Origin of the sequence: Methylobacterium currus, from assembly GCF_003058325.1 — a bacterium.
Taxonomy (GTDB): domain Bacteria; phylum Pseudomonadota; class Alphaproteobacteria; order Rhizobiales; family Beijerinckiaceae; genus Methylobacterium; species Methylobacterium currus.
In genome coordinates, this window is record NZ_CP028843.1 from 389,354 (window position 1) to 405,991 (window position 16,638).

Sequence of the window (16,638 nt, forward strand, 5' to 3'; positions counted from 1 at the left end):
GGGGCGCCGCGCTTCGCGGGCGGCGCCCCGCTCTGGTCTCTTGGCGAGCAAACCGAAGCCGAGTCAAGGATGCGCGGCCGCGCATCCGCCCGCGGCGGCCGGGTGCCATCCGGCCCTGCCGCGGCCCCGGTTCGACGGGAAAAATGCCTCGAACGCGAACGGCTTACGGCCGGCGCGAAAAAATTTTCGACGGCATGGATTAATCCGTCAGGCCGAGGCGAAACGGGCGCGTGCGGCGCCGGACCGGCGCCTTGACCTTAGGGACGGTCTGCCCGAGGCTTCCGGGTCCCGCGCGGCTGTTCCGCGCGTGCAACCCCGCATGACCCGCATGTCCGTCCGCGACCCGATTCTCCACAGCGTGCCGATCGCCGAGCTGCGCCCGACCCAGATGACGGTCGGCTACCGGGAGGTCGAGGCCAAGCGCAAGCGCTGGCGCGAGATCGACGACAAGGACCGCGAGACGTTCCTCGGCTCGCACATGATCCCGGTCCTGCTCGGGCCGAAGAAGCGCCGCTACGTCATCGACCACCACCACCTCGCCCGCGCGCTGCAGGAGGAGGGCGTGGAGAACGTGCTCACCACCGTGGTGGCCGACCTCCACCACCTCGAGAAGGACGCCTTCTGGGTCGTGGCCGACCACCGTGCCTGGGTCCACCCTTACGACGTGGACGGCGTGCGCCGCGACGTCGGCGATCTCCCTAAGCGCATCGAGGATCTCGCCGACGACCCCTTCCGCAGCCTCGCCGGCGAATTGCGCCGCGCCGGGGGCTTCGCCAAGGAGACGACGCCGTTCAGCGAGTTCCTGTGGGCCGACTTCCTGCGCCGGCACATCAAGCGCAAGGACGTGAAGCAGGACTTTTCCGAAGCGCTGGAGGAGGCCCTGGCCCTCGCCCGCTCCAAGGACGCGGCGTACCTGCCGGGCTGGTGCGGGCCGCACGAGGAGTGAAGCCTTCATCCGGCCATGGAGACACCCTCCGCGTCATCCCGGGTTCTCGACTGCGTCGAGCCTCGGGATGACGTCGAGAGACATCGATGGAAGGGCCCACTTGCGGAAGGTCTCGGCTCACCCCCGCCGATGCGCGAGACAAGCGCTCCCCTCCCATCAAGTTCATTTGCCGCAGGCGACCATCCGGCCTAACCTTCAGGCCGGCGCGAGGCGCGTCGCGCCGGTACGGGGGACCTCCGTCATGTTCGATTCGCTCCTGAAGAGCATCGGCGCCGATCCGGTCGACAACGAGACCCACTTCTACAAGTTCACCCCTAAGCCCGACATCACGGCCTACGAGCTGGCCTTGATCCTGCGTCGCTTCGGAGCACTCACGGCCGGCGCGGCGCCGCTGCACGGCGTGATGCTGATGCCGTGGGAGAGCCTGGAGGACGAGTACGCCCGGCACTTCGAGCTGGCGCCGCACGGCATGTTCCAAGGCTGACCCTGTTCGAAGGCTGATCCCGTTCCAAGGCTGACCCGGCTTTCCAAGCCTGACCGGGGCCGGCCTGCGGCGCGAGCCCGCGGCTGCGCCACGGCGATCCGCTTCGCTGCGGCGCCGCGGCAACACTCGGTTTACCATTCCGTCCGATGGTCGGGGCTGGTGAACGAGGGGCCCTGCAAGCCATGATGTCCCGTGCGGAACGCTCGCATCTCGGCGACTGGTGGTGGACCGTCGACCGGGCGCTGCTCGCCGGCCTCGGCGTGCTGATGACGGCCGGCCTGGTCTTCCTGATGGCCGGCGGCCCGCCGGTGGCCGAGCGCCTCGGCCTGCCGACCTTCCACTTCCTCAACCGGCAGGTGATGTACCTGCTGCCGACGATCGCCCTGATCCTGGCGGTGTCGTTCCTGTCCCTGCGCCACATCCGGCGCATGGCGCTCGTCACCTACGGCCTCGGCATCGTGCTGTGCATCGCGGCCACCAAGTACGGGCCCGAGATCAAGGGCGCGCATCGCTGGATCCAGTTCGGCCCGATCGGCGTCCAGCCCTCCGAGTTCGTCAAGCCCGCCTTCGTGATCCTGGCCGCCTGGGCCTTCGCGGAGGGCGCGCGCCGGCGCGACATGCCGGGCGGCACCCTCGCGGTGCTGCTCCTGCCGATGACCATCGTGCCCCTCATCCTGCAGCCGGATTTCGGCCAGACCATGCTGGTCACCATGGTGTGGTGCTCCATGGTGTTCGTGGCCGGGCTGCACTGGTTCTGGGTCGGCGGGCTCGGCGGGGCCGGCCTCATCGGCGTGGCGGCGGCCTACCAGTTCCTGCCCCACGTGCGGGCCCGCATCACCCGCTTCATGGACAAGGATTCGGGTGACAACTTCCAGACCTTCTGGTCGCAGGAATCGTTCAATTCCGGCGGCTGGTTCGGCACCGGCCCGGGCGAGGGCGTCGCCAAGCGTCACCTGCCCGACGCCCATACCGACTTCATCTTCTCGGTGGCGGGCGAGGAATTCGGCGTCATCGTCTGCATCGGCATCGTGCTCCTGTTCGCCTTCATCGTGATGCGCGGCCTGATGCTGGCGCGGCGCAGCGACGACATCTTCTGCCGCCTGGCCATCACGGGGCTGACCGCCCTGTTCGGCCTTCAGGCCTGCATCAACATGGCGGTGAACACCCGGATGATGCCGGCCAAGGGCATGACCCTGCCGTTCATCTCCTATGGCGGCTCGTCGCTGATCTCGCTCGCCCTCGGGATGGGCTTCCTCGTCGCCCTCACCCGGCGCCGGCCGCGCACGACGCTCCTCTCCCGCGACGAGGGCTCGGCGCGCTGAAGCACCCCGAGGGGTGACCGCGAGGGCCCGCCGTGACACACGGGGGCCCCTCGACGCCGATCCTTGACCGGAGACCTCATGCTTAGCCCCCGCACACCGGCCGCCCGATGACCGTCGCCCAGCCCCGCGTCCTGCTCGCCGCCGGCGGCACCGGCGGCCACCTGTTCCCGGCCGAGGCCCTGGCCCTGCGCCTGCGCGAGCGCGGCATCCGGGTCGTGCTCGCCACCGACAGCCGGGTCGCGGCGCTCTCCGGCGAGTTCCCGGCCTCGGAGATCGTGGCGGTGCCCTCCGCGACCCCGTCGAGCGGACGCTCCCCCTTGCGCCGCCTCGCCGCCTTCGCGACCCTCGGGCGCGGCTTCGCGGCGGCTCTGCGCGAGGTGCGCCGCCTCAACCCGGCGGTCGTGGTGGGTTTTGGCGGCTACCCCACCGTGCCGCCGCTGCTCGCCGCCCAGATGCTGCGGGTGCCGACCCTGCTGCACGAGCAGAACGCCGTGATGGGCCGCGCCAACGGCTTCCTGGCCCGCGGCGCGACCGTCATCGCCACGGGGTTCCCCGAGGTGCGGGGCGTGCCCGCCAAGGCCACGGCGCGGCGCGTCCATACCGGCAACCCCGTGCGCCCGGCGGTGCTGGCGGCGGCCGAGATGCCGTACCCCGGCGTCGGCCCCGACGCCCCGCTCCAGCTCCTCGCCTTCGGCGGCAGCCAGGGCGCCCGGGTGATGAGCGACGTGGTGCCCGAGGCCGTCGTCCGGCTGCCCGAGCCCTTGCGCGCCCGCCTCACGGTGATCCAGCAGGCTCGGGCCGAGGACCTCGCCCGGGTGCAGACGCTCTACGAGGGCGCGGGCCTCGCCGCCTTCACGGTGGCGCCGTTCTTCAAGGACCTGCCGGCCAAGATGGCCTCGTCCCACCTCGTCGTGGCACGTTCCGGCGCCTCGACGGTAGCGGAGCTGGCGGTGATCGGGCGCCCGTCGATCCTGGTGCCGCTGCCCGGCGCCCTCGACCAGGACCAGGCGGCGAACGCCGCGGTGCTGGGCCGGATCGGCGCCGCCTTTCCCAGACCACAAACGGACTTCACCCCTGAGCGGCTGGCCGCCGATCTCGGCGCGCTGCTCGGCGATCCCGACCGGCTCGCCAAGGCAGCCGCCGCCGCCAAGGGGGCCGGCCTGCCCGATGCCGCCGAGCGCCTCGCCGCCCTGGTGGTCGAGACCGCCATCGCGGCCCGCTAGCGGCCGTCCAGAGCCTCACCCGATCGCCGCGCGATCGGGTGAGGCTCTGGGTTTTTGATTGTGCCGCATTTTCTGCGACGAGCCGGTCTCCGCTTCGTCGGAAAATGCTCTCGTGAACAAGAAGACTTTGAGGACCCCGACTCCATGAAGCTGCCGAACAAGCTCGGACCCATCCACTTCATCGGCATCGGCGGCATCGGCATGTCCGGCATCGCCGAGGTGATGCACAATCTCGGCTACACGGTGCAGGGCTCGGACGCGTCCGACAACGCCAATGTCCGTCGCCTCGCCGAGAAGGGCATCCGCACCTTCGTGGGCCACCGGGCCGAGAACCTGGCCGAGGCCGCCCTGGTGGTGGTCTCGACCGCGATCCGCCGCGACAACCCGGAGCTGGTCTCCGCCCGCGAGCGCCGCCTGCCGGTGGTGCGCCGGGCCGAGATGCTGGCCGAGCTGATGCGCTTCAAGTCCTGCGTCGCGGTCGCCGGCACCCACGGCAAGACCACCACGACCTCGCTCGTCGCCACCCTGCTCGATGCCGGCGGCCTCGACCCGACGGTCATCAACGGCGGCATCATCAACGCCTACGGCACCAATGCCCGCATGGGCGAAGGCGACTGGATGGTGGTGGAGGCCGACGAATCCGACGGCACCTTCCTGAAGCTGCCGGCCGACATCGCCATCGTCACCAACATCGACCCCGAGCATCTCGATCATTTCGGCTCGTTCGACGCGATCAAGGACGCCTTCCGCGCCTTCATCTACAACATCCCGTTCTACGGCTTCGCGGTGATGTGCATCGACCACCCGACGGTGCAGGACCTCGTCGGGCGCATCGAGGACCGCCGCATCGTCACCTATGGCGAGAACCCGCAGGCCGACGTGCGCCTGATCGACGTCGACCTGAAGGGCGGCCAGAGCCGGTTCCGGGTGATGATCCGCGACCGCCGCCCCGGCTTCCGGATGGAGATGGAAGAACTCGTCCTGCCGATGCCGGGCAAGCACAACGCGCTCAACGCCACCGCGGCCTTGGCGGTCGCCCACGAACTCGGCGTGTCGCCGGAGGCGATCCGTAAGGCGCTGGCGAATTTCGGCGGCGTCAAGCGGCGCTTCACCCGCACCGGCGAGTGGAACGGCGTGCAGATCTTCGACGATTACGGCCACCACCCGGTCGAGATCCGGGCGGTTCTCAAGGCCGCCCGCGCCTCGACCGACGGCTGCGTGATCGCGGTGGTGCAGCCCCACCGCTACTCGCGCCTCGCCTCGCTGTTCGACGATTTCTGCACCTGCTTCAACGACGCCGACACGGTGATCGTCGCCCCCGTCTACGCCGCCGGCGAGGCGCCGATCGAGGGCATCGACCGCGACGCCCTGGTGGCGGGCCTGACCTCCCGCGGCCACCGCAACGCCATCGCGCTCGAGCGCACCGAGGACCTGGCCGGCATCGTCGGCGGGCTCGCGGGGCCGGGCGACTACGTGGTGTGTCTGGGGGCCGGCAACATCACCCAATGGGCCTACGCGCTCCCGGGCGAACTCGCCTCGGGCGGCGAGAAGGCGGCGTGAGGCGCCGTCAGGGCTCCGGGACGAGATCCTCGATCTCGACCCCGAGCGCCCGGGCGAGCCGCCGGTAGAGCTGGACGTCGCCGATGCTCTCGCCGCGCTCGACCGCGCCCAAGCGCTCCTCCGGCACGCCCGCGTGCCGGGCGAGCTGCGCCGCGCTCAAACCCCGCTTGCCGCGCCAGAAGGCGAGGGGGGTCGGCGCGGCGCGCAACGCGTCGAGGTCGTCCCCGCCCAGAAGCTCCTCCTCGCCGGCCTGCAGCCGCGCGAGGGCGGCCACGAGGGTGCGGGCATCCGCGGCCTCCTCGGCGAGGTCGCGCTGCCGCTCGAACTCCGCCTCCGGCAGGATCACGGTCGCCTCGCCGGCGGGCGTCCTGGTGCGGACGATGGTCATGCTCCGGATCCTAAGCAGATTTCGCAAAAGTGGTTGCCGGTTTTGCGACGAAAATCTGCGACAAAACAAGAACCTAAGCGGACGAAGCGTCGGCCCGCCAACGCGAGTCTGCTTAGTCGTAGATCGAGCCACGCGGCCCGACATCGTGCACAATGATCGGCGCGCCCTCGCTCGTGAGGAGGGCGCGCCGATCGCCGGTCCGCAGCCGGTAGCCCGGTATCCCCTTCATCGGCCGGATGGTGTTGGCGAGCGACGCCGGATCCCGGGCGAGCTGATCGAGCTTCGCGCGGATCAGCGCCTCGGTATCGGCCGGCATCCGGGCGAGCGCCCGCGCCGCCTTTCGGGTGTAGACGACCGTCCCGGCCATCCGCGCCGGCCTCCATCGCCCTTGCGTCAACTCTAGAGTGCTCCGCCCCCGCGCGTCGAGCCGGAACCGAACCATGACCTCCGCCGCCATCCTCGCCGCCCTGGAGCCCGCCGCCTTGCGCGGCCGCCTCCTGCCCGACCATCCGCTCGCCGACCTGACCTGGTTCCGGGTCGGGGGGCCGGCCGACGTGCTGTTCACGCCCGCCGACGAGGAGGACCTCGCCGCGGCGCTGGCCGCCCTGCCGCCTGAGGTGCCCGTGACGGTGATCGGGCTCGGCTCGAACCTGATCGTGCGCGACGGCGGCGTGCCGGGCCTCGTCATCCGCCTCGGCGGCAAGGCCTTCGGGTCGGTCACGATCGAGGGCGAGGCGATCCGGGCCGGCACGGCCGTGCCCGACATGAAGCTCGCCCGCGCCGCGGCGGAGGCCGGGCTCGACGGCCTCGCCTTCTACCGCGGCATCCCGGGCTCGGTCGGCGGGGCGCTCCGGATGAATGCCGGCGCGCATGGCGGCGAGACCACCGACGTGCTGGTCGAGGCGCGCGCCGTCGACCGCTCGGGCGCCCTGCGCGTGCTGACCCATTCCGACATGGGCTTTGCCTACCGCCACTGCTCGGCGCCCGCCGACCTGATCTTCACTCAGGCGACCTATCGCGGCCGGCCCGGCGACCGGGCGTCGATCGAGGCCGAGATGGAAAGGGTCACTGCGGCCCGGGAGGCGGCGCAGCCGATCCGCGAGCGCACCGGCGGCTCGACCTTCAAGAACCCCGAAGGGGGCAAGGCCTGGCAGCTCGTCGACGCCGCCGGGTGCCGGGGCCTGACCCGCGGCGGCGCGCAGGTGTCGGAGATGCACTGCAACTTCCTGATCAACCGCGGCGGCGCCACCGCCGCCGAGATCGAGGGCCTGGGCGAGGAGGTGCGGGCGCGGGTGCGCGAGACCTCCGGCATCGACCTGCACTGGGAGATCAAGCGCATCGGCGTCGCCACGCGCTGATTCGCGAATCACCCGGGCGAACCCCGCCGCGAGGCCCGGACGGTAACCATGCGGGCCGTCCCGGTCCGGTGCCGTCCCGGGGCGCTCCACGCTCCTTCGGAGCCGGCCCCAGCCGGGGCCCGGCTCCGCGGAGCGGCATGCAAGCTCTTGAAGAGACGTCACTTTCCGGCCCGGGTCCGACCGGCTGGGCGATCCGGATCCGGCCTCCTTCCGTGGCGTGGCGCCTCGGCGACGGGGTCCGCCGGGGGTGCGCGATCCTTGTGCGGGGAGCGAAAACTTTACCGGATATTTACCAGCGAGTTCGAGAGTTGGCGTTAACGGCGCATCAAGCACTTGGATGCCGGGCGTGAGCCGTGCCGACCTCTCGCGACGACGACATGCCGGCCCTGGCGACCGGCATGCCCGTGGTGCGGCAGGCCGGTACGCGAGCCCCGGACCACCCAGGACAGCCCTGCGCCGGAGATCGCAGCCCGTGCCGGGTATCGTTTTCGGTGAACTCGCCCCATGGATGGTGGTGGACGCTTCCCTGAGCCGCTGACCGCCGCCGGCTATGCCGGCGCGGAGGCCGGCATGCCCGCCCCCGGGGCGGCGCCGGCCCGGGGCGGTCCCTCGCGCGAGTCGCGTTTCGCCCGCGTCCTGCCGCGGTTCCTGCGCCCGCGCCGCCCGTCGGTGGCGGTGCCGATCGAGCGGCGGATGCCGCGCCATCTCGGGATGGGCCTGGCCTTCGGGTTCTTCGGCCTCGTCGCGGTGGCCGGCTTCGTCTCCGGCGGCGGCTACGCCGAGGTCTCGGCCCGCTACGGCACCCCGGCCGACATGGCCGCGCGGGCCCTCGGCTTCGGCCTCGACAAGGTCACGATCACCGGCCTGGTGCAGCTGCGCTCGGCCGAGATCCTGAAGGCCGCCGGCATCGACCAGCGCAACTCGCTGCCCTTCCTCAGCGTGGTCGACGTGCGCGACCGCCTGTCCACCGTGCCGCTGATCGGCGCGGTCTCGGTGCGCAAGATCTATCCGCGCGAGCTCCTGGTCACGCTGACCGAGCGCGAGCCGAGCGCCCTGTGGCAGCGCAACGGCGAGATCGCCGTCATCGCCGCCGACGGCACGGTGATCGACCAGATGCGCGACGGCCGCTTCGCCGACCTGCCGCTGGTGGTGGGCGACGAGGCGAACCTGCGCACCAAGGAGTACCTCGCGCTCCTCGAGGCGGCGGGCCCGCTCAAGGAGCGGATCCGGGCCGGCACCCTGGTCTCAGGGAGGCGCTGGACCCTCAAGCTCGACGGCATCGACGTCCGCCTGCCCGAGGCCGGCGCCCGCGACGCGGTGGCCCGCCTCGTCAAGCTCGAGGCCGAGTCGAGCCTGCTCGAGAAGGACATCATCGCGGTCGACCTGCGGCTGCCCGACCGGGTGGTGGTGCGGCTGACCGAAGAGGGCGCGGCGGCGCGCCTGGAGGCCCAGAAGAAGCAGAAGAAACCGAAGGGAACCGAGACATGACCCGCGCGCGAGACGTGACGCCCGCCGGTCTTCCCGGATCCACTCTTGCCGGAGCCACCCTTGCCGGTTCCGGCAGCCCTCTCAATTCCCTTTCCTTGCCCGTGAGCATCGCGTCATGAGTCTCCTCCAGCACGGTCTCACGCCGCGCTTAAAGCCGCTCTCGGCGCGCCGCAGCGCGACCCTGTCGGTGCTCGACATCGGCACCAGCAAGATCGTCTGCCTCGTCGCCGAGCTGCAGCCGGTCGAGACGCTGGCGACCCTGCGCGGCCGCACCCACCTCGCCCGCATCATCGGCATCGGCCACCAGCGCTCCCTCGGCCTCAAGGGCGGCGCCGTGGTCGATCTCGAGGCGGCCGAGACCGCGATCCGCCAGGCGGTCCACGCGGCCGAGCGCATGGCCCGGGTCGAGGTGCAGTCGGTCATCGTCAGCCTGTCGGGCGGGCGGCTCGGCTCGCAGCATTTCGACGCCAAGGTCCCGGTGCGCACCGGCGCCGTGACCGGCTCCGACGTGCAGCGGGTGCTGGAGGCGGCGAGCACCCACAGCATCAGCCCCGGCCGGGCGGTGCTGCACGCCCTGCCGACCGGCTACTCCCTCGACCAGCAGAGCGCGGTGGTCGACCCGTCGGGGATGCTCGGCGAGCGCCTCGGCGTCGACCTGCACGTCGTGACGGCCGAGATCGCCGCCGCCCGCAACCTGATGCTGGCGGTGGAGAACACCCACCTGCGGGTCGAGGCGGTGATCGCCACCCCCTACGCCTCGGGCCTCTCGGCCCTCGTCGACGACGAGGCCGAGATGGGCGTGGCCGTGGTCGACATGGGCGGCGGCACGACGAGCGTCGGGGTCTTCTCCGGCGGCCACCTCGTCCATGTCGATGCGCTCGCGGTGGGCGGCCACCACGTCACCATGGACATCGCCCGCGGGCTCTCGACCCGGGTGGCGGCGGCCGAGCGGCTCAAGACCCTCTACGGCGCCGCCATGGCGACGGCGTCGGACGAGCGCGACATGATCGCGGTCCACGGCGTCGACGAGGACGAGCGCGACCTGCCGCACCACATCCCGAAATCGCACCTCGTGCGGATCATCCGTCCGCGGGTGGAGGAGGTGCTGGAACTGGTGCGCGACCGCCTGCGCAATGCCGGCTTCGCCGCCCAGGCCGGGCGCCGGGTGGTGCTGACCGGCGGCGCCAGCCAGCTCGTCGGGCTGCCGGAGGTCGCCCGCCGCATCCTGCAGGGGCAGGTCCGGATCGGCCGGCCCCTCGGCATCAAGGGGCTGCCCGAGGCCGCCAAGGGACCGGCCTTCTCGGCCGCCGTCGGCCTCCTGGTCTACCCGCAGGTCTCGCATGTCGAGCATTTCGAGCCGCGCGGCCAGTCCGGCAGCGTCGGCCTCGGCTCGGACACCTACCTCTCCAAGGTCGGACGCTGGATCCGGGAGAGCTTCTAACGGGATCGCCTCCCGGCGCGGGCCCCGGAAACGGGCCGTGCCGGCGGGCGGGACGGCAAACGGCGCCGCTCAAGCGCCACCAGAAACGTAACGATCATCAGAGGCTCGCGCATCATGGCCATCTCCCTGCAAGCTCCGGACATCCGCGAACTGAAGCCCCGCATCACCGTGTTCGGCGTCGGCGGCGCCGGCGGCAACGCCGTCAACAACATGATCGAGTCGGGGCTCCTCGGCTGCGAGTTCGTGGTCGCCAACACCGATGCCCAGGCGCTGACCTCCTCGAAGGCCGAGCGCGTGATCCAGATGGGCATCGGGGTGACGCAGGGCCTCGGCGCCGGCTCGCAGCCGGATGTCGGCCGCGCCGCCGCCGAGGAGGTGATCGACGAGATCCGCGACCAGCTCTCGGGCGCCCATATGTGCTTCATCACCGCCGGCATGGGCGGCGGCACCGGCACCGGCGCGGCCCCGGTCATCGCCCGCACCGCCCGCGACATGGGCATCCTGACGGTCGGCGTGGTCACCAAGCCGTTCCAGTTCGAGGGCGTGCGCCGCATGCGCACCGCTGAATCCGGCATCAACGAGCTTCAGCAGGCCGTCGACACCCTGATCGTGATCCCGAACCAGAACCTGTTCCGGGTCGCCAACGAGAAGACCACCTTCGCGGACGCCTTCGCGATGGCCGACCAGGTGCTCTATTCGGGCGTCGCCTGCATCACCGACCTGATGGTGAAGGAGGGTCTCATCAACCTCGACTTCGCCGACGTGCGGGCGATCATGCGCGGCATGGGCAAGGCGATGATGGGCACCGGCGAGGCGTCGGGCGAGAAGCGCGCCAACCGCGCCGCCGAGGCCGCGATCGCCAACCCGCTCCTCGACGACGTCTCGATGAAGGGCGCCCGCGGCCTGCTGATCTCGATCACCGGCGGCAACGACCTGACCCTCTACGAGCTCGACGAGGCGGCCACCCGCATCCGCGAGGAGGTCGATTCCGACGCCAACATCATCCTGGGCGCCACCTTCGACGAGAGCCTCGACGGCATCATCCGGGTCTCGGTGGTCGCCACCGGCATCGAGCCGGCCCTGATCAACGCCAACGCGATCGGCTCGCCGGAGATCGCCCAGACCGAGCAGCGCATCGCCGAGGTCGCCGAGCGCCTGCGCGCCGAGGCCCGGGCCCGGGCCGCCACCCCGTCGGCGCCCCCCTCCACCGCCTCCTTTCGTCCCGCCGAGGCCCCGGTAGCGCGGGCCCCGGCGCCGGATCCGGTGGCGCATGCCCCGATGCATGCCCAGATCCCTGCGCCCGAGACCGTCCGGATGGAGCTGCCCTCCGCCCACCAGGCCGCCAGCCTGATGCGCGACGAGGTGCAGATCACACCGGCCCAGCCGCGTCCCGCCCCGGTCTACGAGCCGGCCCCGGCGCCGGCTCTCGAGCCGCAGATGCCGATGGCCTCCGGCCCGTTCATCCCGCCGTCCCCGGCGGTGGTGCGCGCGCCGCGCATGCCCCGGGTCCAGGACCTGCCGATGCCGGCCCAGAACCAGATCCGGGCCAGCCGCGGCGAGGAGCCGGTGCAGCAGGTGACCCCGGATGCCAAGCGCACCTCGCTGCTGCGCCGCCTCGCCACCGTCGGCTTCGGCGGCCGGCGCGAGGACGAGGCCGGCCACCCGGCCCAGGCTCCGGCGCAGGCGGCCCATCATGCTCCGGCGGCTCATGCGCCGCAGCCGGCGCCGCGGCCGATGCCGCAAGCCCCGCTCCATCAGGCTCCGGTGCAGCAGCACGCCGCCCCGGCGGCGCGCCAGCCCGCCCCGCAGCAGGCCTACGCGCCGCAGGGCGGCTACCCGACCCAGCCCCAGGGGTACCGTCCGGCGCAGGGCAACCTCGACCCGCAGGGCCGCTCGGTGCCGGCCGGCGCCCGCATGATGGATGACGATCAGCTCGAGATCCCGGCCTTCCTGCGCCGTCAGGCCAACTGACCGGCGGACCGAGGGGACCGGCCGGCCGGGGCTCCGCCGAAGGGCGAAGCCCCGGGGCCCGCGGCGGACGCCACGATCCCGCCACGGAGGGCACCGGTGCAGCCCAAAAGACACACCCCGAGGCCGCCCGGCCTCGGGGTTTACGCGTTGTTCAAGTTTTTGATCCAAAACGGCTTTTTGGGACCGTAGCGGACCCGCCGGGCTGTTACAGAGCGTAAGAATCCGTGATTTGGCCGTGCTTCGGAGCGCGACTATAGGTGTCCTACGCACAAGGGCGAAGGCCGCGCAGGACCGCCGGCACTGACACCCACAGGGGCTTCAAGCAACGGACGGATCGCCTCGAACGTGGGCCTGGAAACAGGACACGCTGGTGAGTCGCGGCCGAGGGCTGAGGTAATGAGAACAAGTCAGCAAACGACCCTACGCTCCGCCGCGAGCCTTTCGGGCCTCGGCGTCCACTCCGGGAACCCCGTCTCGATCACGCTCCATCCCGCGGAGGCGCATCACGGCATCGCCTTCCTGCGCACCGGCCTCCCCGGCGGCCGCGACCGCCTGATCCAGGCGCAATACGCCCAGGTCAGCGCCACCGAGCTCTGCACCGTCATCGGCAGCCGCGAGACCGGCGCCGTCGCCACCATCGAGCACCTGATGTCCGCCCTCTACGGGCTCGGCATCGACAACTGCCTCGTCGAGATCGACGGGCCCGAGATGCCGATCCTCGACGGCAGCGCCGCCCCCTTCGTGGCGGCGATCGAGGCGGTCGGCACCACGTCCTGCGGCACCCCCCGCCGCTTCATCAAGGTGCTCAAGACCGTCCGGACCGAGAAGGGCCGCGCCTATTCCGAGCTGCGCCCGTTCGAGCGCGGCTTCCACCTCGACGTCGAGATCGACTTCGAGAGCCCGGTGATCGGCCGCAGCCGCAAGGCGCTGACCCTCACCCCCGCCGCCTATCGCCGCGAGATCGCCCGCGCCCGGACCTTCGGGATGATGCGCGACGTCGAGCGCTACTGGAAGGCCGGCTTCGCCCTCGGCGCCTCGCTCGAGAACACCGTCGCGGTCGGCGATGGCGGCGTGGTCAACCCGGAAGGCCTGCGCTACCCGGACGAGTTCGTCCGCCACAAGATCCTCGACGCCGTCGGCGACCTGGCGCTCGCCGGCCTGCCGATCCTCGGCGCCTACCAGTCCTTCTGCGGCGGCCACGGCCTGAACTGCGCGGTCCTGGGCGAGCTCTTCGCCGACCGGGCCAACTACGCCATCGTCGAGGGGGCTGCGTCCCGGCGCGAGCCGGTCTTCGCCGAGTTCGGCGTCGGCCTCGGCGCCGCGGTCTACGCGCCCGAGCTCTGAGCGACCGCCCGGCCCGCGCGTTGCAGCAGGGCCACATGCGGATGATTTCGTCGCCGCGTCATGGCGACGGACGGAACCTCCACCGCCTCGCGCCGTCTTGGCGCCCCATTCGCCCCGCAGGGTTAAGAGGTTCCTGACCGATGGCCGCCTGCCCTGTGCAGTGGCCGTCACGGGCTTGGCGCGGCGCGCCGGCCTGGGCTAAGGGGCTCGTGGATCAGCGGCCATGCAAGGCCGCCTGCTTGGGGAAGAACCCGAATGCCGTTCGCCCACCCGCTTCGCGACGCGAAGGTGACCGTTCTGCGGACCATGCTGGTCGCGGCGTGCGGCCTGGGGCTCGCCGGTTGCGACGCGATCGACTCCATCAATCCGTTCGCGAACGAGAAGTACAAGACCGAGATCGTTCCCGACGTTCCGGCCGACAAGCTCTACAGCCAGGGCCTCGGCAAGCTCGAGGACCGCGACTACGAGGGCGCGACGAAGAAGTTCGAAGACCTCGACAAGCAGTACGCCTATTCGGACTGGTCGCGGAAGGCGGTGCTGATGACCGCCTACTCGAACTACGAAGGCGGCCGCTACGAGGACGCGATCACCGCGTCGAAGCGCTACCTGCAGCGCCATCCGGGCTCGAAGGATGCGGCCTACGCCCAGTACCTGCTGGCGATGTCGCACTACAAGCAGATCCCGGACGTGACCCGCGACCAGGATCGTTCCGAGAAGGCGCTCGTGGCGCTCACCGAGCTGGTGCAGAAGTACCCGACCTCGGAATACGCCGCCGACGCGAAGGCCAAGATCCAGATCACCCGCGACCAGCTCGCCGGCAAGGAGATGGAGATCGGCCGCTACTACCTCGAGCGGCGCAACTTCCCGGCGGCGATCAACCGCTTCCGCGACGTGGTGAGCAAGTACCAGACCACCCGCCACGTCGAGGAGGCGCTGGAGCGCCTGGCCGAGGCCTACATGGCTCTCGGCATCACCGGCGAGGCGCAGACCGCCGCGGCGGTGCTCGGCCACAACTTCCCCGATTCGCCCTGGTACAAGGACGCTTACAACCTGCTCCAGAGCGGCGGCCTCCAGCCCCGCGAGGAGAAGGCGTCCTGGATCAGCAAGGCGTTCCGCGGCGTGATCGGGATGGACACGCGCACCGCCGAGGCGCAGTAAGAGCCTCGCGGATCAAAGCACAGGCATGCGGCCGTGGCGCGCACTCGCGCCGCGGCCCGTTCGGCTGTAGATACCCGCCCGATCTCCTCCTCCACGTCCCGGCAAGGGTGGCATGCTGGTTCAGCTCGCGATCCGCGACATCGTCCTGATCGATAAGCTCGAGCTGAACTTTCGCGAAGGCCTGAGCGTCCTGACCGGGGAGACCGGCGCCGGCAAGTCGATCCTCCTCGATGCCTTCACCCTGGCGCTGGGCGGGCGCGGCGACGGGCGCCTGGTGCGCCAGGGCGAGGCGCAAGGCCAGGTCACGGCGGTGTTCGACGTGCCCGCCGATCATCCGGCCCGGGCGCTCGCGGCCGCCGCCGAGATCGACACCGAGGGCGACCTGATCCTGCGCCGGGTCCAGGTCGCGGACGGCCGCACCCGCGCCTTCGTCAACGACCAGCCGGTCGGCGTGCAGGTCCTGCGCGCCATCGGGGCGGCCCTCGTCGAGATCCACGGCCAGCACGACGACCGGGCGCTCTCGGATTCCACCACGCACCGGGCGATCCTCGACGCCTTCGGGGGTCTGGGAAGCCGTCAGGCCGCAGTGGCGGACAGTGCGCGCCGGGTGCGCCAGGCCCGCAACGCCCTCAACGAGCATCGCGCCCGGGTCGAGGCCGCCCGCAAGGAGGTCGATTTCCTGCGCCATGCCGTCGAGGAGCTGGCCGCCCTCGATCCGAAGGCCGGTGAGGAGACCGAGCTCGCCGAGCGCCGCACCATGATGCAGCAGGGCGAGAAGGTCGCCCGCGAACTCAACGAGGCCCTCGACGCCGTTGCCGGCCAGGGCTCGCCCACAGCCCATCTCTCGGCGGCGCTCCGCAAGCTCGAACGGCGGGCGGCCCAGGCGCCGGGCCTCGTCGAGCCCAGCATCAATGCCCTCGACAACGCCCTCGTCGCCCTCGACGAGGCCCGCACCAGCCTGGAGGACGCCCTGCAGGCGGCGGAGTTCGATCCGCGCGAGCTGGAGCGGGTCGAGGAGCGCCTGTTCGGCCTGCGCGCCGCGGCACGAAAGTACAATGTCGCGGTCGACGACCTCGCGGCCTTGCGCGAGCGCTACGAAGGCGACGTGGCGGTGATCGATGCCGGCGAGGAGGCTCTCGGCAGGCTGGAGGCCGATCTCGCCAGCGCCGACGCGGCCTATCTCGAGAAGGCGGGCGCCTTGAGCAAGGGACGGCGCAAGGCGGCGGCCGCCCTCGACAAGGCAGTGCAGGCCGAGTTGCCGCCGCTGAAGCTGGAGCGCGCCCGCTTCATCACCGAGATCGCCACCGATCCGGAGGCTCGTGATCCGGCCGGCCTCGACCGGGTCGAGTTCTGGGCCCAGACCAACCCGGGCACCCGGCCCGGCCCGATGATGAAGGTGGCGTCGGGCGGCGAGCTGTCGCGGTTCATGCTCGCCCTCAAGGTCGTGCTGGCCGACAAGGGGTCGGCCCCGACGCTGATCTTCGACGAGATCGATACCGGTGTCGGCGGCGCGGTGGCGGACGCGATCGGCGCCCGCCTCGCCCGGCTCTCGGCCCGGGTCCAGACCGTCGCGGTGACCCATGCGCCGCAGGTCGCCGCCCGCGCCTCGACGCATTTCCTGATCGCCAAGGAAGCGGTGAAGGGGTCCGACCGGGTCGCCACGCGGGTCAAGCCTCTCGCGGCGATGCCGCGCCAGGAGGAGATCGCCCGCATGCTGGCCGGCGCGACGGTGACCGAGGAGGCCCGCGCCGCCGCGGCCCGGCTGCTCCAGGCAGCGTCGGCCTGACGCGCGGCTCCGTCCGAAGGCGTCACGCCTCCCGACAGACATCATGCCATCGCGCCTTCGCATCGACGTGTCGATGCGAAGGCGTCCGGCGCATCGGCGCCAGCGCCCGTTCGGGCTTAGCCAGCGCCTTCGAACGAGCCAGTTCGAAAGCGCGGCGGTATTACTGTAC

At 71.5% G+C, this 16,638-nt stretch carries 14 protein-coding genes; 12 read left to right on the forward strand and 2 right to left on the reverse strand.

Annotation, left to right across the window (positions count from 1 at the left end; genetic code table 11):
• The first annotated feature begins 328 nt into the window (after positions 1-328).
• From DA075_RS01825 to murC, 5 genes are all read left to right on the forward strand, one after another.
• A complete protein-coding gene (locus DA075_RS01825) occupies positions 329-946 on the forward strand; it encodes a ParB-like protein (RefSeq protein ID WP_099956342.1) in 618 nt (205 codons plus the stop codon).
• Positions 947-1,187: 241 nt separating this feature from the next.
• Positions 1,188-1,430, forward strand: a complete 243-nt coding sequence (locus DA075_RS01830; protein WP_099951756.1) for a hypothetical protein — start codon at positions 1,188-1,190, stop codon at positions 1,428-1,430.
• Between the two features lie 182 nt (positions 1,431-1,612).
• Positions 1,613-2,752, forward strand: coding sequence for an FtsW/RodA/SpoVE family cell cycle protein (locus DA075_RS01835; RefSeq protein ID WP_099951757.1), 1,140 nt, complete (start codon positions 1,613-1,615; stop codon positions 2,750-2,752).
• Positions 2,753-2,859: 107 nt separating this feature from the next.
• Positions 2,860-3,975: a UDP-N-acetylglucosamine--N-acetylmuramyl-(pentapeptide) pyrophosphoryl-undecaprenol N-acetylglucosamine transferase gene (locus DA075_RS01840; RefSeq protein ID WP_099951758.1), complete on the forward strand. Its 1,116-nt coding sequence runs from the start codon at positions 2,860-2,862 to the stop codon at positions 3,973-3,975.
• Positions 3,976-4,119: 144 nt separating this feature from the next.
• Positions 4,120-5,535, forward strand: coding sequence for a UDP-N-acetylmuramate--L-alanine ligase (gene murC, locus DA075_RS01845; protein WP_099951759.1), 1,416 nt, complete (start codon positions 4,120-4,122; stop codon positions 5,533-5,535).
• A gap of 7 nt (positions 5,536-5,542) precedes the next feature.
• Here the strand turns inward: murC and DA075_RS01850 are convergent, their stop codons facing one another.
• Entirely contained in the window at positions 5,543-5,923 is a 381-nt protein-coding gene (locus DA075_RS01850) for a helix-turn-helix transcriptional regulator (protein WP_099951760.1), read from the reverse strand.
• 112 nt (positions 5,924-6,035) lie between these two features.
• Positions 6,036-6,290: a type II toxin-antitoxin system RelE family toxin gene (locus DA075_RS01855; RefSeq protein ID WP_232386556.1), complete on the reverse strand. Its 255-nt coding sequence runs from the start codon at positions 6,288-6,290 to the stop codon at positions 6,036-6,038.
• A 73-nt stretch (positions 6,291-6,363) separates the two neighbouring features.
• Here DA075_RS01855 and murB point away from each other — a divergent pair, with 73 nt between their 5' ends.
• The 7 genes from murB to recN all read left to right on the forward strand — a co-directional run bounded on the left by murB (position 6,364) and on the right by recN (position 16,469).
• Complete coding sequence (gene murB, locus DA075_RS01860) at positions 6,364-7,281, forward strand: UDP-N-acetylmuramate dehydrogenase (protein ID WP_099951761.1); 918 nt, start codon at positions 6,364-6,366, stop codon at positions 7,279-7,281.
• 504 nt (positions 7,282-7,785) lie between these two features.
• Positions 7,786-8,769 carry a cell division protein FtsQ/DivIB gene (locus DA075_RS01865; RefSeq protein WP_099951762.1) on the forward strand — a complete coding sequence of 328 codons (984 nt, stop codon included), beginning with the start codon at positions 7,786-7,788 and terminating at the stop codon, positions 8,767-8,769.
• A gap of 115 nt (positions 8,770-8,884) precedes the next feature.
• Positions 8,885-10,210 (forward strand): cell division protein FtsA, encoded by a 1,326-nt coding sequence (gene ftsA / locus DA075_RS01870; protein ID WP_099951763.1) that lies wholly within the window; start codon positions 8,885-8,887, stop codon positions 10,208-10,210.
• Positions 10,211-10,324: 114 nt separating this feature from the next.
• The gene (gene ftsZ / locus DA075_RS01875; RefSeq protein ID WP_099951764.1) at positions 10,325-12,181 is read left to right on the forward strand and encodes a cell division protein FtsZ; all 1,857 of its coding nucleotides are present in this window, start codon (positions 10,325-10,327) and stop codon (positions 12,179-12,181) included.
• Positions 12,182-12,577: 396 nt separating this feature from the next.
• Positions 12,578-13,525 (forward strand): UDP-3-O-acyl-N-acetylglucosamine deacetylase, encoded by a 948-nt coding sequence (gene lpxC / locus DA075_RS01880; protein ID WP_099951765.1) that lies wholly within the window; start codon positions 12,578-12,580, stop codon positions 13,523-13,525.
• 255 nt (positions 13,526-13,780) lie between these two features.
• Positions 13,781-14,683, forward strand: a complete 903-nt coding sequence (locus DA075_RS01885; RefSeq protein WP_099951766.1) for an outer membrane protein assembly factor BamD — start codon at positions 13,781-13,783, stop codon at positions 14,681-14,683.
• A 112-nt stretch (positions 14,684-14,795) separates the two neighbouring features.
• Positions 14,796-16,469 carry a DNA repair protein RecN gene (gene recN / locus DA075_RS01890; protein WP_099951767.1) on the forward strand — a complete coding sequence of 558 codons (1,674 nt, stop codon included), beginning with the start codon at positions 14,796-14,798 and terminating at the stop codon, positions 16,467-16,469.
• Positions 16,470-16,638: the final 169 nt, after the last annotated feature.